Annotated in this window: 17 protein-coding genes; all 17 read left to right on the top strand. The window is 70.2% G+C overall.

Going from position 1 to position 20,943, the window contains the following annotated elements; genetic code table 11:
• Nucleotides 1–23 precede the first annotated feature (23 nt).
• Nucleotides 24–1,010, top strand: a complete 987-nt coding sequence (locus LXT12_RS05480; protein ID WP_233390241.1) for an XrtA-associated tyrosine autokinase — start codon at nucleotides 24–26, stop codon at nucleotides 1,008–1,010.
• A 43-nt stretch (nucleotides 1,011–1,053) separates the two neighbouring features.
• Nucleotides 1,054–2,547, top strand: coding sequence for a TIGR03016 family PEP-CTERM system-associated outer membrane protein (locus LXT12_RS05475; RefSeq protein ID WP_233390239.1), 1,494 nt, complete (start codon nucleotides 1,054–1,056; stop codon nucleotides 2,545–2,547).
• 200 nt (nucleotides 2,548–2,747) lie between these two features.
• Nucleotides 2,748–3,845 (top strand): XrtA/PEP-CTERM system-associated ATPase, encoded by a 1,098-nt coding sequence (locus LXT12_RS05470; RefSeq protein ID WP_233390237.1) that lies wholly within the window; start codon nucleotides 2,748–2,750, stop codon nucleotides 3,843–3,845.
• A 13-nt stretch (nucleotides 3,846–3,858) separates the two neighbouring features.
• Nucleotides 3,859–4,752: an XrtA system polysaccharide deacetylase gene (locus LXT12_RS05465; protein ID WP_419964760.1), complete on the top strand. Its 894-nt coding sequence runs from the start codon at nucleotides 3,859–3,861 to the stop codon at nucleotides 4,750–4,752.
• Nucleotides 4,753–5,802 (top strand): FemAB family XrtA/PEP-CTERM system-associated protein, encoded by a 1,050-nt coding sequence (locus LXT12_RS05460; protein WP_233390236.1) that lies wholly within the window; start codon nucleotides 4,753–4,755, stop codon nucleotides 5,800–5,802.
• Nucleotides 5,803–5,812: 10 nt separating this feature from the next.
• Entirely contained in the window at nucleotides 5,813–7,006 is a 1,194-nt protein-coding gene (locus LXT12_RS05455) for a TIGR03087 family PEP-CTERM/XrtA system glycosyltransferase (protein WP_233390234.1), read from the top strand.
• Nucleotides 7,003–8,562: an exosortase A gene (gene xrtA, locus LXT12_RS05450; RefSeq protein WP_233390232.1), complete on the top strand. Its 1,560-nt coding sequence runs from the start codon at nucleotides 7,003–7,005 to the stop codon at nucleotides 8,560–8,562. Before LXT12_RS05455 ends, xrtA begins: the two co-directional genes overlap by 4 nt.
• Before the next feature lie 43 nt (nucleotides 8,563–8,605).
• A complete protein-coding gene (locus tag LXT12_RS05445) occupies nucleotides 8,606–9,886 on the top strand; it encodes a nucleotide sugar dehydrogenase (protein ID WP_233390230.1) in 1,281 nt (426 codons plus the stop codon).
• Nucleotides 9,883–11,031, top strand: a complete 1,149-nt coding sequence (locus tag LXT12_RS05440) for a TIGR03088 family PEP-CTERM/XrtA system glycosyltransferase (RefSeq protein ID WP_233390229.1) — start codon at nucleotides 9,883–9,885, stop codon at nucleotides 11,029–11,031. The genes LXT12_RS05445 and LXT12_RS05440 overlap by 4 nt, the downstream gene beginning before the upstream one ends.
• Nucleotides 11,032–11,222: 191 nt before the next feature.
• Nucleotides 11,223–13,142, top strand: a complete 1,920-nt coding sequence (locus LXT12_RS05435; protein WP_233390227.1) for an XrtA/PEP-CTERM system amidotransferase — start codon at nucleotides 11,223–11,225, stop codon at nucleotides 13,140–13,142.
• Nucleotides 13,143–13,170: 28 nt separating this feature from the next.
• A complete protein-coding gene (locus tag LXT12_RS05430) occupies nucleotides 13,171–14,487 on the top strand; it encodes a nucleotide sugar dehydrogenase (RefSeq protein ID WP_233390226.1) in 1,317 nt (438 codons plus the stop codon).
• 11 nt (nucleotides 14,488–14,498) lie between these two features.
• Nucleotides 14,499–15,701, top strand: coding sequence for a glycosyltransferase family 4 protein (locus LXT12_RS05425; protein ID WP_233390224.1), 1,203 nt, complete (start codon nucleotides 14,499–14,501; stop codon nucleotides 15,699–15,701).
• Nucleotides 15,698–16,900 (top strand): glycosyltransferase, encoded by a 1,203-nt coding sequence (locus LXT12_RS05420; RefSeq protein WP_233390222.1) that lies wholly within the window; start codon nucleotides 15,698–15,700, stop codon nucleotides 16,898–16,900. The genes LXT12_RS05425 and LXT12_RS05420 overlap by 4 nt, the downstream gene beginning before the upstream one ends.
• Entirely contained in the window at nucleotides 16,893–18,212 is a 1,320-nt protein-coding gene (locus LXT12_RS05415) for a putative O-glycosylation ligase, exosortase A system-associated (protein WP_233390220.1), read from the top strand. Before LXT12_RS05420 ends, LXT12_RS05415 begins: the two co-directional genes overlap by 8 nt.
• Entirely contained in the window at nucleotides 18,209–19,168 is a 960-nt protein-coding gene (locus LXT12_RS05410) for a polysaccharide deacetylase family protein (RefSeq protein ID WP_233390217.1), read from the top strand. Before LXT12_RS05415 ends, LXT12_RS05410 begins: the two co-directional genes overlap by 4 nt.
• A gap of 73 nt (nucleotides 19,169–19,241) precedes the next feature.
• Nucleotides 19,242–20,312, top strand: coding sequence for a Gfo/Idh/MocA family protein (locus LXT12_RS05405; RefSeq protein ID WP_233390215.1), 1,071 nt, complete (start codon nucleotides 19,242–19,244; stop codon nucleotides 20,310–20,312).
• Nucleotides 20,312–20,935 carry an acyltransferase gene (locus tag LXT12_RS05400; protein WP_233390213.1) on the top strand — a complete coding sequence of 208 codons (624 nt, stop codon included), beginning with the start codon at nucleotides 20,312–20,314 and terminating at the stop codon, nucleotides 20,933–20,935. The genes LXT12_RS05405 and LXT12_RS05400 overlap by 1 nt, the downstream gene beginning before the upstream one ends.
• Nucleotides 20,936–20,943: the final 8 nt, after the last annotated feature.

Genomic DNA, 20,943 nt, shown 5'->3' with positions numbered 1-20,943 from the left:
CGCACGCGGAATGGATATCTGACATGACGAGCTTGATCGAACAGGCCGCCCAGCGGCTCGAGCAACTGCGCCAGGCCGGCGTGGTGCTCCCCGGCGACGAGCAGGTCGTGCCCGGCACGCCCCCGGCCGCCGTGCCGGCCACGCCGGCTGCCGCACCCGTTGTGGCCGCCCCCGTTGCCGCCGAGGCTCCGCCCAAGGTCGGCCTGTCGGTGCAGGGTGACGGCGCCAACATCTCATCCAAGCGCGTCGAGCTCGACGTCGTCGCGCTGGCGGCCCAGGGCTTCCTGATGCCGCACATGCCGCGCTCGCACACGGGCGACCAGTACCGCGTGATCAAGCGTCCGCTGATCAAGAACGCGATGGGCAAGGGCGCCGCCACCATCAACCATGCCAATCTGCTGATGGTGACCAGCGCACTGGCCGGCGAGGGCAAGAGCTTCACGTCCATCAACCTGGCGCTGAGCATCGCCGCCGAACTGGACAACACCGTCATGCTGGTCGACGCCGACGTGGCCAGGCCTTCGGTGCTGCGCATGCTCGGCCTGCCGCAGGGGCCCGGCCTGCTCGACGTTCTGGAGGAGCGCGTCGACATGTCCGAGGTGCTGCTGCGCACCAACGTCGAGAAGCTGACCATCCTGCCCAGTGGCACGCCGCATCCGCGCGCCACCGAGCTGCTGGCCAGCGATGCCATGAGCCACCTGCTCGACGACATGGCCAAGCGCTACCCCGATCGCATCATCATCTTCGACTCCCCGCCGCTGCTGCTGACGACGGAATCGCGCGTGCTGGCTTCCCACATGGGTCAGATCATCGTCGTCGTCCATGCCGAGAAGACGCCGCAGAGCGCCGTCCAGCAGGCCCTCGCCACCATCGAGACCTGCCCGGTCAAGATGATGCTGCTCAACCAGGCCAGCCCCAACGCCGCGGGCGGATACGGCTATGGGTATGGCTACGGCTACGGTTACGGTTACGGCTACGGATATGGTGGCAATGACTCGGCGCAGAGCTGAGCCGCGCTGCCTCGCGCTCGCGCTCGCCATCGCCGTTTGCGCGATGGCCGCGCATGCCCAGGATGCCCGTCTCGCCGTTGCGGCGGGCCAGGGCGGGGGCACCTCCATCCAGCCCCGCCTGACCGTGATGGAGACCTGGACGGACAACCTCACCCTGTCGGACCGGAACAAGGATGCGGCGCTCATCACCACCGTGTCGCCCGGCATCACCATCAGGAGCACCGGCGGCGCTGTGCGCGGCACGCTGGACTATTCGCTCAACGGCATCGCCTACATCAAGTCCGACCAGCCCTCGCGGGTGCAGAACTCGCTCTCGGCAAGCGGCCAGGCCGAGCTGATCAGCCGCACCCTCTTCGTCGACATGCGCGCCAGCATCGGCCAGCAGAACGCTTCGGCCTTCGGCCTGCAGAGCACGCCGACCCTGGGGTCCCAAGGCGCGATTTCCAACCTCGCCAATTCCAACCAGCACGAGACCGGCACGCTGAGCGTGTCGCCGCTGCTGCACGGCCAGCTGGGCGGGCTGGCCAGCTTCGACCTGCGGGGTGATTTCAGCCGCACCGAAGTGCGCGGCAGCAGCCTCGGCGACAGCCGCGCCACCGGCGGCTCCCTCGTCGTCAACCAGCTCAACGGCGGCCTGCTGGCCTGGTGGCTGCGCGCCAGCACCCAGGAGGTCAAGTCGTCCTCGGCGGCCTCCAACCGCAGCTCGACGATGACCGGTGGCCTGAACTATCGCCCCGACCCCGACTGGTTCTTCACGGCCAACGCCGGCCGCGAGCGCAACGACTTCCTCGGCGGCAGCTCGCAGAGCGGCGTCACCGGCGGCGTCACCGGCCAATGGACGCCGACGGCGCGCACCCGCGTCAACGGCGACTGGCAGCGCCACAACTATGGCAACAGCCACGGCCTGACCTTCGAGCACCGCATGTCGCGCTCGGTCTGGCGGCTGTCCGACACCGTCTCCACCATGCTGGGCAACACCGGCGCCACCGGCGGCGTGCGCAGCAACTACGACCAGTTCTTCCTGATGTTCGCCTCGCTGGAACCCGACCCGGTCAAGCGCGACGTGCTGGTGCGCGCCTTCCTGCAGGCGCAGGGCATCTCGCCCGACGCCCCGGCGGCGCTGGGCTTCCTGTCCACGGGGCCGAGCCGGCTGCACAGCCAGCTTGCCAGCATCACGCTCCAGGGCGCCCGCACCACGCTGGCCGCCCAGGTCAGCCGCTCGGTCACCAGCCGCCTGGGCAGCAACCTGAACCAGGGCGACCTCGCCAACACCGCCCACGTGGAGCAGCGCTCGTATTCGCTCACGGGCAGCCACCAGCTGACGCCCTCGTCCAGCGCCTCGCTGACGGCCTCGCGCCAGGAGACGACGGGCGACGCCGGCACCCCTTCCGCCAGGCTGACCAGCCTCACCGCCAACTGGAACGCCCGCCTCGGCACGCGTTTGAACGTGATGCTCGGAGGGCGCCACAGCCGCTTCGCCGGCACCACGTCCTACTCCGAGAATGCGGTCTACGCCAACCTGACGCAACTGTTCTGAAGTGAAACAGCCCCTCGCCCACCCTCGCATCGCTGAACGCGAGCGAGTCCGGTCGGTCCCCCGCGGGGACGGCGATGCTTGCGGCATTGAGCCGCAAGCACATCGCCAGCGCGGGCCGGCTCGGGAGCGGCCCAGCGCTCGGCCCGCAATACCCGGGTTTCATCAACTGTGGGTGTTGCGTAGCGCTATGGACAACTGACATGTACGAAGCCTTCTACGGCCTGAGCAGCAAGCCCTTTCAGCTCAGCCCGGACCCGAACTTCTACTACGGCAGCAAGCAGCATCGCCGGGCCAAGGCCTACCTGGACTACGGCGTGCTGCGCAACGACGGCTTCATCGTCATCACCGGCGAGATCGGCGCCGGCAAGACGACGCTGCTGCGCGGCCTGCTCGACAGCCTGAACCGCAGCAATGTCGTCATCGGCAACGTCGTGACGACCCAGCTCGATGCCGAGGACACGCTGCGCATGGTGGGCGCCGCCTTCGGCGTGCGCGTGAAGGACGCGCCCAAGTCCGAGCTGCTGATGACGCTGGAGGCCTTCTTCGTCAACCAGGTGACCCAGGGCAAGCGCTGCCTGCTCATCGTCGACGAGGCCCAGAACCTCACGCCGCGTGCGGTGGAGGAGCTGCGCATGCTCTCCAACTTCCAGTTCGCCAACCAGTCGCTGCTGCAGACGTTCCTGGTCGGCCAGCCCGAGTTCCGCGGCATCCTGCAGAAGCCCGAAATGGAGCAGTTCCGCCAGCGCGTCGCGGCCACCTGCCACATCGGCCCGCTGGACGAGGACGAGACCCAGCGCTACATGGAGCACCGCCTGAAGTGCGCGGGCTCCACCGGCAAGCCCACCTTCGACCACGACGCCTTCCCGGCCATCCACAAGGCCAGCAACGGCATCCCGCGCCGCATCAACCGCCTGTGCGACCGCCTGCTGCTGCTGGGCTTCATGCAGGGCCGCACCCACCTGACGCTGGCCGACGTGAAGGAGGTGCTGCGCGACATCGCCCAGGAGAGCGAGGTGCCGCGCCACAGCGACGTCAGCCCGCTCGACAGCGTGCCCGCGCGCCTGCCCGACAGCCGCCCCGGCGCCCTGGACAGCGCCCCGGGTGCCCTGGACGTGAACAAGCTGAAGATGAGCGTCGCCGAGGTGGAGGGCCTGTCGTCCGAGATCGCGGCGCTGAGTGCCGACCACCATACCGACCGCCTGCAACGCCTGGAGCGCAGCATGATGCGCCTGGAGCGCATCAACCTGCAGACGCTGGCGCTGCTGCAGAAGCTGGTGGACGCCGTCAAGCAGCAATGACAGGACGCTGGCCATGCTGATGCCCACCCCGACCCCGGCCCTGCGCAATGCGATGAGCATCGACGTGGAGGACTACTTCCAGGTCTCGGCCTTTGCGCCCTACATCCGCCGCGAGGACTGGAACGGCCTGGAGTGCCGCGTCGAGCGCAACGTCGACGCCATCCTCGCGCTGCTGGCCGAACAACAGGTGAAGGCCACCTTCTTCACCCTCGGCTGGATCGCCGAGCGCTATCCGCAGGTCGTCAAGGCCATCGTGGCCGGCGGCCACGAGCTGGCCAGCCACGGCTACGGCCACGAGCGTGCCAGCGACCTCAGCCCCGCGGCCTTCCTGCAGGACATCGCCAGCGCCAAGAAGCTGCTCGAGGATCTCGGCGGCGTGCCGGTCGTGGGCTATCGCGCGCCCAGCTTCTCCATCGGCAAGGGCAACCTCTGGGCCTTCGACGTGCTGCGCGATGCCGGCTACCGCTACTCCAGCAGTGTCTACCCCATCGCCCACGACCACTACGGCATGCCGGACTCGCCGCGCTTCGCCTACCCGGTGCGCGAGGGCCTGCTCGAGATCCCGGTGACGACGCTGCGCATGGGCTCGCGCAACCTGCCCAGCAGCGGCGGCGGCTATTTCCGGCTGCTGCCCTATGCGTTGTCGCGCTGGATGATCCGCCGCGTCAACGAGGTCGACGGCGAGCCGGCGGTCTTCTACTTCCATCCCTGGGAGATCGACCCCGACCAGCCCCGCGTGGCCGGCATCGACGCCAAGACGCGCTTCCGCCATTACGTCAACATCGCTCGCACCCAGGGCCGCATCGTGCGGCTGCTCGGCGACTTCCGCTGGGGCCGCATGGACGACATCTTCCTGGGCCGCGAGGCCAGCCCGCGCGTGCCCGCGCCCTCGCTGAGCCCCGCCTAGATGAGTGCACCGATCCGCATTGCGCGCCTCGCCGCGCAAGACCAGGCTGCGTCCACGCGCTGGGACGCCTTCGTGCAGTCCTGCCCCCAGGCCACCTTCTTCCATCGCAGCGGCTGGCTGCGCATCATCGAGTCGGTCTTCGGCCATCGGGGCTTCTTTCTCTACGCCGAGCGCGACGGCGCCATCGAAGGCGTGCTGCCGCTGGCCGAGGTCAAGAGCCGGCTCTTCGGCCATTCGGTGGCCAGCCTGCCCTTCGCCGTCTACGGCGGCGTGGCGGCGCTGAACGACGAGGCCGCCGCGGCGCTGGAGGCCGAGGCCGAGAAGATCGCGCGAGGGCAGGGCGCCGAGCATCTCGAATACCGCTACCTCGGCAGCGCCCGCCACCCCGACTGGCCGCGCCAGGACCTCTACGTCACCTTCCGCAAGGAGATCCTGCCCGACGAGGAAGCCAACATGCTCGCCATTCCGCGCAAGCAGCGGGCCATGGTGCGCAAAGGCATCAAGAACGAACTGCGCGCGCAGATCGACCCCAACGTCGACCGCTTCTTCGACCTCTACGCCGACAACGTGCACCGCCACGGCACGCCGGCCATGCCCAAGAAGTACTTCCAGGCCCTGCTGGACGAATTCGGCGCCGATGCCGAGGTGCTCACCGTCACCGCCCCCGACGGCAAGCCGCTGTCCACGGTGCTGACCTTCTACTTCCGCGACGAATGCCTGCCCTACTACGCCGGCGACGACGAAGCGGCGCGGGACCTGGCCGCGAACGATTTCAAGTACTGGGAGCTGATGCGGCGCGCCTGCGCCCGTGGCCTCAAGGTCTTCGACTACGGCCGCAGCAAGCAGGGCACCGGCCCCTACGCCTTCAAGAAGAACTGGGGCTTCGAGCCGCAGCCGCTGTCCTACGAGTACCGGCTGTTCAAGCGGGACGCCATTCCCCAGAACAACCCCAACAACCCCAAGTACCAGTTCCTCATCAAGACCTGGCGCAAGCTGCCCATCGGCGTGGCCAACTGGCTCGGCCCCTTCATCGTCAAGAACCTGGGCTGAGAGCGCCGGCATGAAGCTGCTCTACCTCGTCCACCGCCTGCCCTATCCGCCCAACAAGGGCGACAAGGTGCGCTCCTACCACCTGCTCAAGCACCTGGCGGCGCGGCACGAAGTCCATCTCGGCACCTTCATCGACGACCCCGACGACGAGGTCCACCTGCCGCGCGTGCGCGAACTCTGCGCGGGGTTGCATGCCGTGCGCCTGAACCCGCGCACGGCCAAGCTGGCGAGCCTGCGCGGCCTGCTCAGCGGCGAGGCCCTGAGCCTGCCCTATTACCGCGACGCCGGCCTGCAGGCCTGGGTGGACGAGGCCGCGGCCCGCGTCGGCTTCGATGCCGTCGTCGTCTTCAGCGGCGTGATGGCCCAGTACGCCGCCGGCCTCAAGGGCGTGAAGACGCTGGTCGACTTCGTCGACGTCGACTCCGCCAAGTGGCGCGACTATGCCCCCGAGCATGCCTGGCCGATGTCGTGGCTGTACCGCCGCGAGTCGGCCAAGCTGCTGGGCTTCGAGCAGCGCGTGGCGCGCGAGGCGGCCTGCAGCTTCTTCGTCACCGACCACGAGGTGGCGTTGTTCCGCGAGCTCAGCCCCGGCCAGCCGCTGCGCCTGGCCGCCCTCGGCAACGGCGTGGATGCCGACTTCTTCGCGCCCGATCCGGCGCGGGCCAGTCCGTTCGCCGCGGGGGAGCTGCCGCTCGTCTTCACCGGCGCCATGGACTACTGGCCCAACGTCGACGCGGTGAGCTGGTTCGCCCGTGAGATGCTGCCCGCGCTGCGCGAGCGCTTTCCCGCGCTGCGCTTTCACATCGTCGGCCGCAGCCCGGCGCCGGCCGTGCAGGCCCTGGCGGGCGAGGCCGTCAACGTCACCGGCACGGTGGCCGACGTGCGGCCCTGGCTGCAGCACGCCGCCGCCGTCGTCGCGCCGCTGCGCCTGGCGCGCGGCATCCAGAACAAGGTGCTGGAGGCCATGGCCATGGCGCGGCCGGTCGTGGCCGCGGGCGACTGCGTGCGCGCCATCACGGCCCAGCCCCAGCCGGGCCTGCAGCCGGCCGACGACGCGTCGGCCTATGTCGAACGCGTCGGTGCGTGGCTTGCAGACCGGGCCGCCGCCGACGCCGCCGGCCGCAGCGCCCGCGAGTTCGTCGTCGACGGCTACAGCTGGGATGCCCACCTGGCCGGCCTGGACCGTCACCTGGAGGCCGCGTGATCCATCTGCCCACCGCCTGGCGACTGCCCCTGCTCGGCCTGGCCCTGGCCTGGTCGCTGCTGGCGGCGCTGTACTTCTCGACCGGCGCGGCCATGGTCGAGATCTGGAACCGCTCCGAGACCTTCGCCCATGCCTGGGTCGTGCCGCCCATCTCGGCCTGGCTGGTCTGGCGCCGCCGGGCCGACCTGGCCCCGCTCACGCCGCGCGCGGCCCCGCTCTGGCTGTGGCTGCTGCCGCCGCTGGGCCTGTTGTGGCTGGCGGGCGACCTCGCCGCGGCCAACTCGGCCACGCAGTTCGCCCTGCTCGGCATGGCCGTGGCCCTGGTGCCGGCCCTGCTCGGCACGGAGGCCGCGCGCCGCATCGCCTTCCCGCTGGGCTTCCTCTTCTTCGCCGTGCCCTTCGGCGACTTCCTGACGCCCTGGCTGATGGAGCGCACGGCCGACTTCACCGTCATCGCCCTGCGCGCCAGCGGCATCCCGGTGTTCCGGGAAGCGCTGCAGTTCATCATTCCTTCGGGGTCGTGGTCGGTGGTGCAGGCCTGCAGCGGCATCCGCTACCTGATGGCCTCGGTCATGGTCGGCACCCTGTTCGCCTACCTGAACTACCAGAGCCCCCGCAAGCGCTGGGCCTTCGTCGGCGTCGCCATCGTCACGCCCCTGGTGGCCAACTGGCTGCGCGCCTACATGATCGTCATGCTGGGCCACCTCTCGGGCAACAAGCTGGCCGTGGGGGTGGACCACATCATCTACGGCTGGGTCTTCTTCGGCCTGATCATGCTGGCCATGTTCATGATCGGCTCGCGCTGGGCCGACCCCGACGCCGCCCCCATCCCCGCGCCGCCGCCGGAGCCCCTCTCCCGCGCACCGGGGCCGCGCGCCGCGGCCATCCTGGTGGCCGCCCTGCTGCTGGTCGCCGCCCCGCCCGCGCTGCGCGCCCAGGCTGCGCGAGCCGGTGCGCACGGCACGCCCCTGCTCGCCGCGCCGGCCCTGCCGGGCTGGACCTGGTCCGCCGAGCCCATGACGCGCTGGCAGCCGCATTTCATGAACGCCGCCTCTTCCCTGCACGGCCGCTTCGAGCCGGTGGCACGCGGCGCCCCGGTGGGCCTGTTCATCGGCTACTACCGCGACCAGCGCTACGGCCGCCAGCTCGTCACTTCGGTCAACGACCTCGTCAACGTCGAGGAAGACAAGGAATGGGCCCGCACCGCCGCCGGCCGTGCCGAGGTCGACGGCCAGCCCTGGCGCACCGCCGAGTTGCGCGGCCAGGCCCTGAACCGCGTCAGCGGCGACGGCAGCCAGGCGCCGCGCCTGCGTGTCTGGCAGGTCTACTGGATCAACGGCCGCCCCTTCACCAGCGACTGGCAGGCCAAGGTCTACGGCGCCTGGCGCAGCCTGCTGGGGCAGGGCGACGACGCGGCCGTCGTGCTCGTCTACGCCGACAAGGCCGCGGCGGGCCCGGACGACGCCCTGCTGCGTGATTTCGTGCATGCGAACTGGGCCACGCTGGACACCGCTTTGCGTGGGGTCCGCGACCGCGGCGATCCGCCCCAGCGTTGACAATCACGCGCGATTCCACATTCACAGCAACGAGAACCTATCCATGAACACGCTCGCAGTCATCGGCCTCGGCTACGTGGGCCTGCCCCTGGTGGTGGAGTTCGGCAAGCAGATGCGCACCATCGGCTTCGACATCGCCAAGAACAAGGTCGAGGCCTGCCGGCGCGGCACGGACCCGAGCCGCGAGCTCAGCGACGAGGAAGTCCAGGCCGCCAAGCACGCCATCTACACGGACGACCCGGCGCTGCTGGCCGAGGCCGACGTCATCATCGTGGCCGTGCCCACGCCGGTGGACGAGGCCCACATCCCCGACTTCCGCCCGCTGGTCGGCTCCTCCACCAGCGTGGGCCGCCACATGAAGAAGGGCGCCATCGTCGTCTACGAGAGCACCGTCTACCCCGGTGCCACCGAGGAGGTCTGCATCCCCGTGCTGGAGCGCGAATCCGGGATGAAGTGGAAGCAGGACTTCTTCGTCGGCTACAGCCCCGAACGCATCAACCCCGGTGACCGCGAGCACACCCTGACCAAGATCCTCAAGATCGTCTCCGGCGACACGCCCGAGACACTGGAGAAGGTGGCCCAGGTCTACGAAAAGATCATCCAGCCCGGCGTGCACCGCGCCTCCAGCATCAAGGCCGCCGAGGCCGCCAAGGTCATCGAGAACACCCAGCGCGACCTCAACATCGCGTTGATGAACGAGCTGGCCATCATCTTCGACAAGCTCGGCATCGACACCTCCGAGGTGCTGGAGGCCGCCGGCACCAAGTGGAACTTCCTGAAGTTCAAGCCGGGCCTGGTGGGCGGGCACTGCATCGGCGTCGACCCCTACTACCTGACCCACAAGGCCGACATGCTGGGCTATCACCCGCAGGTCATCCTGGCGGGCCGGCGCATCAACGACGGCATGGGCAAGTTCATCGCCGAGCAGACCATCAAGCAGATGATCGCCAGCGGCAGCTACATCAAGGGTGCCCGCGTCAACGTGCTGGGCCTGACCTTCAAGGAGAACTGCGGCGACCTGCGCAACTCCAAGGTCATCGACATCATCAACGAGCTCAAGAGCTACGGCGTCGAGGTCTTCGTGACCGACGCGCAGGCCGAAGCCGAAGAGGCCATGCACGAGTACGGCGTGCGCCTGATGCCCTTCGACGAGCTGCCGCGCGCCGACGCCATCGTGGCGGCCGTCTCGCACCGCGAGTACGCGGCGCTGAGCATGGAAGACATCGGCAAGAAGCTGGTCAAGGGCGGCGCCTTCATCGACGTGAAGGCCGCCTTCGACGCCAAGGCGATCGAAGGCGCCGGCTACCGACTCTGGCGCCTGTGACCGCGACGGGCGGTGAAGACGGACGGCCCCTGGTCGTCCACCTGCTGCACCGCTTCGACACCGGCGGGCTGGAGAACGGCGTCGTCAACCTCATCAACCACCTGCCGGCCTTCCGGCATGCGGTGGTGGCGGTGACCCAGATCACCGCCTTCAAGGAACGCGTCAAGGCGCCCGGCACCCGCTTCATCGCCCTGGAGAAGCCGCCGGGGCAGGGGCTGTGGCTCTACCCGCGCGTCTACCGGCTGCTGCGCGAGCTGCGCCCGGCCGTCGTGCACACGCGCAACCTCGGCGCCATGGAATTCCAGCTGCCGGCCTGGGCCGCCCGTGTGCCGCTGCGCGTGCACAGCGAGCATGGCTGGGACGTGGGCGACCTCGGCGGCGTCAACCGCGCCAACCAGCGGCTGCGCCGCATCTACGGGACGGGCGTGCACCGCTTCGTCGCGCTGTCCAGGGCCATCGAGACCTACCTGACCGGTCCGGTGGGCTTCGCGCCGGCTCGCGTGCAGCGCATCTGCAACGGCGTCGACACCCAGCGCTTCAAGCCCGGGGCCGAGGCGCCGCCGGACTGGCCCTACCGCCGCGGCGAGCACCTCGTCGTCGGCGCGGTCGGCCGCATGCAGGCCGTCAAGGACCCGCTCAACCTCGTCGACGCCTTCCTGCGCCTGCGCGAACTGCGCCCCGCCGACTGGCCGCGCCTGCGCCTGGCCATGCTGGGCGGCGGCCCGCTGCTGGAGGCTGCACGCGCACGGCTCGCCGAGGCCGGCGCGGCCGGCCAGGCCTGGCTGCCCGGCGACCGCGGCGACGTGGCGGCCCTGCTGCCTCAGTTCGACGTCTTCGCGCTGCCCTCGCAGGCCGAAGGCATCAGCAACACCCTGCTGGAGGCCATGGCCTGCGGCTGCGCGCCCGTGGCGACGGACGTGGGCGGCAACCCTGAGCTGGTGCAGTCGGGCGAAGGTGGCAACGGCCTGCTCGTGCCCGCTCGCGACAGCGCCGCCCTGGCCGCGGCCCTGGCGCGCCTCGTGGGCGACGCGCCGCTGCGCGCCCGCCTGGCCGAGGCCTCGCTGGCGCGGGCCCGCGCCGAGTTCAGCCTCGACACCATGGTCTCGGCCTACGGCGCGCTGTACGCCTCGGCGCCTGCCCGCTGAACGCGCCGCGTTCCGTCGCAATGCCGGCGGCACATCCCCTGGACAGGGGGGCAAGACGTGCCCCAGATCACGCTGGCACCGGCTGGCCGCCGGCGGCGACACCAAGCTCGGTAAGAATCCGCCTTTACCCGCGTTAGAGGCCCCGGGCCGGCGCGGACCCTTCCATCGATTGGCTGAACCAGGTCCAACCCATGTGCGGCATCACCGGTCTGTTCGACACCCGCGGCCAGCGCCTCCCGGAGCGCGAGCGCCTGCACCGGATGAACGAGTCCCAGCACCACCGCGGGCCGGATGAGGGTGACCTGCACATCGAGCCGGGCGTCGGCTTCGGCCACCGGCGGCTCTCGGTCATCGACATCGCCACCGGCCAGCAGCCCATCTTCAACGACGACAAGTCGGTGGCCCTGGTCTTCAACGGCGAGGTCTACAACTACCTCGAGCTGATGGACGAGCTGCGCGGCCACGGCTATGTGTTCCGCACCAAGAGCGATTCGGAAGCCATCGTGCGCGCCTGGGAGCACTGGGGCGAGGACTGCGTGCACCACCTGCGCGGCATGTTCGCCTTCATGATCCACGACCGCCGCCGCGACTGCCTCTTCATGGCGCGCGACCGCATGGGCGTGAAGCCGCTGCACTACGCCGTCACGGAAGACGGCTGGCTGCTCTTCGGCTCCGAGCTCAAGAGCCTGATGGCCCACGGCGGCCTGCGCCAGGAGATCGACCCGCGCGCCGTCGAGGCTTATTTCGCGCTGGGCTACGTGCCCGACCCCTGGACCATCTACCGCCACGCCCAGAAGCTGGCGCCGGGCCACCGCCTGCTCGTCAAGCGCGGCCAGCCCCTGGGTGAGCCGCAGCGCTACTGGGACGTCAAGTTCACGCTGGACGCCAAGATCGGCGAGGAAGAGGCCGCCGAGGAGCTGCGCCGGCGCCTGACCGAGTCCGTCAAGCTGCGCCTGAAGGCCGAGGTGCCGCTCGGCGCCTTCCTCTCCGGCGGCGTGGACTCGAGTGCCGTGGTGGCGGCCATGGCGCAGCTCGACGGCCAGCCGGTCAACACCTGCTCCATCGGCTTCGACGACCCCAAGTTCAACGAGACCGAGTTCGCCCAGATGGTGGCGGATCGCTACCACACCAACCACCGCACCGAGACCGTCTCCAGCGACGACTTCGGCCTCGTCGACCTGCTGGCCCACCTCTACGACGAGCCCTACGCGGACTCCTCGGCCATTCCCACCTACCGGGTCTGCCAGCTGGCGCGCAAGCATGTGACGGTGGCGCTGTCGGGCGACGGCGGCGACGAGAGCCTGGGCGGCTACCGCCGCTACCGCCTGCACATGATGGAAGAGCGCATGCGCCGCGCCTTCCCGCTCGCCCTGCGCCGTGGCGTGTTCGGGCCGCTCGCCCGCGTCTACCCCAAGGCCGACTGGGCGCCGCGCGTCTTCCGTGCCAAGACCACCTTCCAGGCCATCGCCCGCAACTCGGTCGACGCCTACTTCAACACCATGGGCCTGGTGCGCGACCCGCTGCGCCAGCAGCTCTTCAGCGACGGCTTCAAGCGCGACCTGCAGGGCTGGCATGCCAGCGAGGTCTTCCACCACCACGCCCGTCGCGCCGGCACCGACGACCCGCTGGCCCTCATCCAGTACCTCGACATCCACACCTACCTGCCCGGCGACATCAACACCAAGGTCGACCGCGCCAGCATGGCCCACAGCCTGGAGGTGCGCGAGCCGCTGATGGACCATCCCTTCGTCGAGTGGATCGCCACGCTGCCGTCCGACCTCAAGCTGCGCGGCCCCGAGGGCAAGTACATCTTCAAGAAGGCGCTGGAGCCCATGCTGCCGCACGACGTGCTCTACCGGCCCAAGATGGGCTTCGCCGTGCCGCTGGCGCGCTGGCTGCGCGGCCCCCTGCGCGAGCAGACGCGCCAGGCCCTGCAGCAGGGCGCCCTCGCCCAGACGGGCTGGTTCAACCCCGCCACCATCGCCCGGCTGCTGGACCAGCACGAGCGCGGCGCCATGGACCATGCCCAGCCGCTGTGGGCGCTGCTGATGTTCGACGCCTTCCTGCGCAACGCGGGCCTGGGCGCCGCGACCGCGCGCGCCGCCGCCTGAAGTCATTCCACAGGATCAAAGGGACAACATGAAGGTTTCGGTTTTCGGTCTCGGCTACGTCGGCGCGGTGTCCTGCGCCTGCCTGCCCGAACTCGGCCACGAGGTGGTGGGCGTGGACATCAACCCGCTCAAGGTCGAGCTCATCGCCTCCGGCCAGTCGCCCGTGGTGGAGGAGGGCATCGAGGAGCTGATCGCCGCCGCCGTCAAGGCCGGCCGGCTGACGGCCACCGCCGACGTTGCCGCCGCCGTGCGCGACACCGAGATCTCGCTGATCTCCGTGGCCACGCCGGCCCTGCCCAACTACATGCCTGACCTGACCGCGCTCGACGCGGTGGTGGGCCAGATCGGCGCCGAGATCGCCCGCAAGGATGGCCCCCACACCCTGGTCATCCGCAGCACCGTGGCGCCCGGCACCACCCGTGTCCGCATCGCCCCGTTGCTGGAGAAGGCCGCGGGCCGCCGCATCGGCGACCGGCTCTCGCTGGTCTTCAACCCCGAGTTCCTCCGCGAAGGTTCTTCGGTCGCCGACTTCCACAAGCCGCCGCAGACCATCGTCGGCAGCCTCGACGAAGCGGGCGTGGAGGTCATGAAGCGCCTGTACGCCGGCGTGCCGGGCAACTTCGTCGCGGCCGACGTGGGCGTGGCCGAGTCGGTGAAGTACCTGTGCAACGTCTTCCATGCGCTGAAGATCGTCTTTGCCAACGAGGCCGGCGCCGTGCTGAAGGAAACCGGCCTGGACTCGCGCGACGTGCTGGAGCTGTTCTGCCGCGACACCCAGCTCAACATCTCCAAGGCCTATCTGCGGCCGGGCTTCGCCTTCGGCGGCTCCTGCCTGCCCAAGGAGGTCAAGGGCTTCCTCACCATCGCCCGCGAGCGCGGCGTCGACATCCCCGTGCTCGGCTCCCTGCTGGACAGCAACGAGGCCCACATCGGCCGCGCCTATGACCTCGTTGCTGCGGCCGGCCGCAAGCCGGTGGCCCTGTTCGGCCTGGCCTTCAAGCCCGGCACCGACGACCTGCGCGACTCGCCCCTCGTGGTGCTGGCCGAGCGCCTGCTCGGCAAGGGCTTCGACCTCGCCATCTACGACAAGTTCGTCAAGGTCGCGCGGCTGCTGGGCAAGAACAAGGAATACATCGACCGCGAGATCCCCCACCTCGACCGGCTGCTGCAGGAGACGCCCGACGCCGCGCTCGCGCGCGCCGAGATCGTCGTCGTGGGCCACGCCGACGCCGAGACCCGCCAGCGCATCGTCGCCCTCGCCAAGGGCGCCCGCGTCGTGGACCTGAACGGTTATGCCGACCTGCGCGACGCGGGCTTCGCGGCCTACGAGGGCATCTGCTGGTGAAGCCAGGCCCCTTGAAGGTCGCGTTCGTCTCGCCGGTCTTCCTCTTCCCGGCCGATGCCGGCGGGAAGATCCGCACGGGCAACATCCTGCGCGGCCTCAAGGAAAGCGGCCGCTTCGACATCACGCTGCTGTCGCCGGCCACGGCCTCGCAGCAGGCCCAGTGGCAGGGCGAGCTCGACCGGCTGTGCCACCGCTTCGTCGGCTGGGCGCCGAGCCCGCCGCGGCCACGCTGGCAGCGCGCGCCCGACCTGCTGTCCTCGCTGCCCATCAACGTCGCCGCCGACCGCACGCCGGCCGCCCTCGCCGCGGTGGAGCAGGCCCTGGCCGCCGAGCGCTTCGACGTGGTCGTCTTCGACTTCGTGCACGCCGCGGTGCTGCGTCCGCGCGGCCTGGAGGGCGCCACGGTCTGCTTCACGCACAACGTCGAGGCCGAGATCTTCGAGCGCCATGCCAAGACGGCGGCGAGCGCGCCGCTGCGCTGGCTCTGGGCCTCGCAGGCCGCCAAGATGCGCCGCTTCGAGCGCGAGGCCCTGGCCGGCTTCACGCGCGTCGTCACCGTCTCCGAGCGCGACGCGCGGATGTTCGAGAAGAACGACGGCCTGCGCACGGCGCGCGCCATCCCGACCGGCGTCGACCTGGACTTCTTCTCCTGGCAGGCCCCGGCGGCCGGCGAACCCACCGTCGTCTTCACCGGCTCCATGGACTGGGAAGCCAATGTCGACGGCATCCGCTTCTACATCGAGGAGGTGTGGCCGCGGGTGCGCGCCGCGGTGCCGGGTGCCCGGCTGCGCGTCGTCGGCAAGAACCCGCCCGCCTCGCTGGTGCAGCGCAACCTGCCCGGCGTGAGCTTCACCGGCTTCGTCGACGACGTGCGCGACCATGCCCGCGACGCCCAGGCCTTCGTCATCCCGCTGAGGGTGGGCGGGGGCACGCGCATCAAGGCCTTCGAGGCCATGGCCATGGGCCTGCCGGTGGTGTCCACCACCATCGGCATCGAGGGGCTGGACGTCGAGGACGGCACCCACTTCCTGCGCGCCGATGGCGCCGAGGCGCTGGCCGAGGCCACGCTCAGGCTGCTGGCCGACGCCGAGCTGCGCCTGGCGCTGTCGCGGGCGGCGCGCGAGCTGGTGGAGGCGCGCTTTGGCCACCGCGTCGCGGCCGAGGTCTTCGGCGGCATCCTGGCCGAGGCCGCCCAGGCCGCGGGGGCGGCGTGAAGCGCTTGAAGCTGCTGACCTTCTCGTCGCTCTTCCCCAGCAGCGCCCGGCCGCACCACGGGCTCTTCGTCGCGGCCCGGCTGCGCGAACTGCGCCGTCGCCATGACATCGACGCCGACGTGATCGCCCCCGTGCCCTGGTTCCCGGTCACGTCGCCGGCCTTTGGCGAGTACGCCGCCTGGGCGCGCACGCCGCGCCGCGAGGACTGGCAGGGCCAGCCGGTCGGCCATCCGCGCTACCTGATGCTGCCCAAGGTGGGCATGCGCTGGCAGCCCGACGCCATGGCCCGCGCCTCGGCCCGGTGGATCGACCGCCACGGCCTGGAGTTCGACCTGATCGACGCCCACTACTTCTACCCCGACGGCGTGGCCGCCGCCCAGCTTGCGCGGCGCTACGGCAAGCCGCTGATGATCACCGCGCGGGGTTCGGACCTCAATCTCATCGGCCAGGACCCGCTCGCCCGGCGCCGCATGCTGGACGCCTGCGAGCAGGCCGGCGCCTGCGTCGGCGTCAGCCAGGCCCTGGTGGACATCCTGCGCGGATGGGGCGTGCCGGATCGCAAGCTGCACGTCATCCGCAACGGCGTCGACCTGGACCGCTTCGCGCCGCAGGACCGCGGCGCGGCCCGGGCCGCCCTCGGGCTGGATGCCTCCGCACCGCTGCTGCTGAGCGTGGGCAACCTGCTCGAACTCAAGGGCCATGCGCTGATCGTCGACGCGGTCCACGCGCTGTCGCAGGACTGGCCCGGCCTGCAGCTGGTGATCGCCGGCGAAGGCCCCGAGCGCGCCGGGCTGCAGGCGCAGATCGAGCGCCTCGGCCTGGCGGGCCGCGTGCGGCTGCTGGGCGCCGTGGCCAATGCCGACCTCGGCACCTGGTATGCCGCGGCCGACCTCTTCCTGCTGCCCTCCAGCCGCGAGGGCCTGCCCAATGCACTGCTGGAGGCCCTGGCCTGCGGCACGCCGGTGCTGGCGACGGCGGTGGGCGGCATCCCGGAGGTGCTGGAGGGCGCGCCCGCGGCCGGCGAACTGCTGGCCGAGCGCTCGGCCGCCGCCATCGCCGAGGCGCTGCGCCGCTGGCTGCCGCGCGACCCCGACCGGGCTGCCATCCGGCAGTTCGCCCTCAATTTCTCCTGGGCCCGCAGTGCCGCGCAACTCGCGTCGCTGATGCGGGACCTGGCCGGAGGTGTCTCCCATGCGTGACCTCGTCCTGCTGGTCATCCTCGGCTGGATCTTCGTCCAGGCCTTCCGCCGGCCGTGGATCGGCATCCTGGGCTGGACCTGGCTCAGCATCATGAACCCCCACCAGCTCAGCTGGGCGCTGCGCGACATGCCCTTCGCCGCGGCCGTGGGCGGCGCGACGCTGATCGGCCTGTTCGCCACCAAGGACAGGCGCGACTACTCGCAGAGCCGCGAGGGCATCACGCTGATGCTCTTCATGGCCTGGATGTGCATCACGCTGCCCTTCTCCATGCTCTTCGACGACAGCTTCGACCTGTGGAAGCGGGTCATGAAGATCGACCTGATGATCCTCGTGGCCATGGTGCTGCTGCACAGCAAGCGCCACATGATGCTGCTGACCTGGGTGCTGGTGATCTCCATCGGCTTCTTCGGCGTCAAGGGCGGTGCCTTCACGGTGCTGACCGGCGGCAGCTACAAGGTCTGGGGCCCCGAGAACACCTACATCGAGGGCAACAACGAGGTGGCGCTGGCCATCGTCATGACCATCCCGTTGATGCGCTTCCTGCAGATGCAGATGACCGCCAAGTGGGCCAAGACGACCATGACGGTCTGCATGGTGCTGATGGCCATGGCAGCCCTGGGCAGCCATTCGCGTGGCGCCCTGCTGGCCATCGCGGCCATGGCCCTGGTGCTGTGGTGGCGCGGCAAGAACAAGGTCGTGGGCGCGGTGGTGATGGTGGTCGTGGCGGTGGCGCTGCTGTCGGTCATGCCGGCCGAATGGTGGGAGCGCATGAACACCATCAAGACCTACCAGCAGGACGAGTCCGCCATGGGCCGCATCAACGCCTGGGGCATGGCCTGGAACCTGGCCAAGTCCAACTTCTTCGGCGGCGGCTTCTACATCTGGACGGCACCCATCTTCGTCATCTACGGCCCCGACCCCCTGAACGTGCACGCCGCCCACAGCATCTACTTCATGGTGATGGGCGAGCAGGGCTTCGTCGGGCTCTTCCTGTTCCTGACGCTGTTCACCATGGTGTGGTTCACCGGCGGCTACCTGCGCAAGCAGGGCAGGAAGCAGCCCGAGACGCAGTGGCTGTCCGACCTCGGCGGCATGCTGCAGGTGAGCCTGGCCGGCTATGCCGTGGGCGGGGCCTTCCTGAGCCTGAGCTACTGGGACTTCCCGTACAACCTGCTCATCCTCGCCGTCCTCGGCCGGCGCTGGCTGGACCGCAAGGAGTGGCTGAAGGAGAAGGCGGAGCCGGTCGTCTACTGGCCCGACTTCCTCAAGAAGCGCTTCCAGAAGAAGAACCGGGCCCCCCTGCTGCCATGAAACCGCTGTTCAGCCTGTTGTCACCGGCGGGTGCGCGTGCGCGCCTGAACGTGCTCATCTTCCACCGCGTGCTGCGCGAGCCCGACCCGCTCTTTCCCGACGAGGTCGACGCCGCCCGCTTCGACGAGCTGCTGGGCTGGGTCGGGTCGTGGTTCAACGTGCTGCCGCTGGACGAGGCCGCCCGCCGCCTGGCCGAGGGCAGCCTGCCGGCACGCGCCGCGGCGCTGAGCTTCGACGACGGCTATGCCGACAACCACGACGTGGCCCTGCCGCTGCTGCGCCGGCACGGGCTGCCCTGCAGCTTCTTCGTCGCCACGGGCTTCCTGGACGGCGGGCGCATGTGGAACGACACGCTGATCGAGTCTGTGCGCCGCAGCGCGCGGCCCGAGCTGGACCTGCGCGGCCTGGTGGACGGCCAGGGCCAGGACCTCGGCCGGCATCCGCTGGGCGACACCGCCAGCCGCCGCGAGGCGCTGGGCCGGCTGATCGGCCGCGTCAAATACCTGCCGCCCGAGCCGCGGGTCGCCTGCGTGGACGCCATCGCCGCGCGTGCCGAGGTCGCGCCGCCCGGCGACCTGATGATGACGAGCGCCCAGGTGAAGGCCCTGCGCGACGCCGGCATGCAGATCGGCGCCCACACCGTCAGCCATCCCATCCTCGCCACGTTGGCGCCGCGCGAGGCTGCCGACGAGATCGAGCGCAGCCGCGATGCGCTGCAGGCCCTGCTGGGCGAGAAGGTCGGCCTCTTCGCCTACCCGAACGGCAAGCCGGGCACCGACTACCTGCCCGAGGTCCACCCCGGCATCGTGCGCGAGCTGGGCTTCGACGCCGCCGTGTCCACGCGCTGGGCCACCGCCCGCCGCGGCGACGACGTCTTCCAGATCCCCCGCTTCACGCCCTGGGACCGGGGCCGGCTCAAGTTCGGCCTGAGGCTGGTGCGCAACCTGTCGAATTGACGGGCGGGCGACCCGGAGCGCCCGCCGGGCGGCGGACAATGCGGGCCGCCTCCCTGCTTTCCCGCCGACCCGCATGCAACAGTCCCGTCCCCCCGTCACCGGCCGCCGCGTGCGCTTCGCGCTGATCGGCTGCGGCCGCATCGCCCAGAACCACATGGAGGCGGTCCGCAAGCACGCCGAGCGTGCCGAACTCGTGGCCGTCTGCGACACCGACCCGGCCGCCCTGCAGGCGGCGGTGGCCAAGACCGGGGCCCGCGGCTTCGCCTCGCTGGCCGAACTGCTCGCCGCCCAGGGCCAGCTCGGCATCGACTGCGCCGTGCTCGCCACGCCCAGCGGCCTGCACCCGCGTCAGGCCATCGAGGCCGCGCGCGCCGGCCTCGACGTGATGACCGAAAAGCCCATGGCCACGCGCTGGCAGGACGGCCTGGCCATGGTCAAGGCCTGCGACGACGCCGGCGTGCGCCTCTTCGTCGTCAAGCAGAACCGCCGCAACCCCACGCTGCAGCTGCTCAAGCGCGCGGTGGCCGAAGGCCGCTTTGGCCGGCTCTACAACGTTGCGGTCAACGTCTTCTGGAGCCGCCCGCAGGCCTACTACGACAGCGCCGAGTGGCGCGGCACCTGGGAGTTCGACGGCGGCGCCTTCATGAACCAGGCCAGCCACTACGTCGACCTGCTGGACTGGATCTGCGGGCCGGTGGAGAGCGTCATGGCCTACACCGGCACCCTGGCCCGCAACATCGAGGTCGAGGACAGCGGCGTGGCGGCGCTGAAATGGCGCAACGGCGCCATGGGCACGGTCAACGTCAGCATGCTGACCTACCCGAAGAACTACGAAGGCTCCATCACCCTGCTGGGCGAGAAGGGCACGGTGCGCGTCGGCGGCCTGGCGGTCAACGAGATCCAGCACTGGCAGTTCGACACGCCGCACGAGATGGATGCCCTCATCGACGACGCCAGCTACCAGACCACCTCCGTCTACGGCTTCGGCCATCCGCTCTACTACGACAACGTCATCCGCACGCTGCGCGGCGAGGCCCAGGCCGAGACCGACGGCCGCGAGGGCCTGAAGTCGCTGGAGCTGCTGATCGCCATGTACATGAGCGCCCGCGACGGCAAGCGCGTGAACCTGCCGCTCAACTACTGATGACCACCACCATCCACCCCAGCGCCATCGTCGACGAAGGCGCCCAGCTCGGCGACGGCTGCCGGGTCTGGCACTTCGTGCACATCTCGGCCGGCGCGCGCATCGGCCGGAGCTGCTCCTTCGGCCAGAACGTCTACGTCGGCAACGACGTGAGCATCGGCGACAACGTCAAGATCCAGAACAACGTGTCGGTCTACGACGCCGTCACGCTGGAGGACGACGTCTTCTGCGGCCCGAGCATGGTGTTCACCAACGTCTACAACCCGCGCTCGGCCGTCGCCCGCAAGGACGAGTACCGCCGCACCCTCGTGCGCCAGGGGGCGACGCTGGGCGCGAACTGCACCATCGTCTGCGGCACGACCATCGGCCGCCACGCCTTCGTCGGCGCCGGGGCTGTCGTCAACCGCGACGTGCCCGACTTCGCCCTGATGGTGGGCGTGCCGGCGCGGCAGATCGGGTGGATGAGCCGGCACGGCGAGCGCCTGCCGCTGCCGGTGAAGCCGCCTCCGGGGGCCGACATCGTCTACGCTCAGTGCCCCACGACCCACGAGGTGTATCGGCTGGTGGCGCGTACCGGTCAGCTTGAACTGACGGACATCCAAGCGCCTCCGGGCACGTTCTGAATCGACAC

The sequence above is a fragment of the Pelomonas caseinilytica genome, assembly GCF_021353235.1.
Lineage (GTDB): Bacteria > Pseudomonadota > Gammaproteobacteria > Burkholderiales > Burkholderiaceae_C > Pelomonas > Pelomonas caseinilytica.
This window is presented reverse-complemented; position numbering and strand designations above follow the sequence as displayed.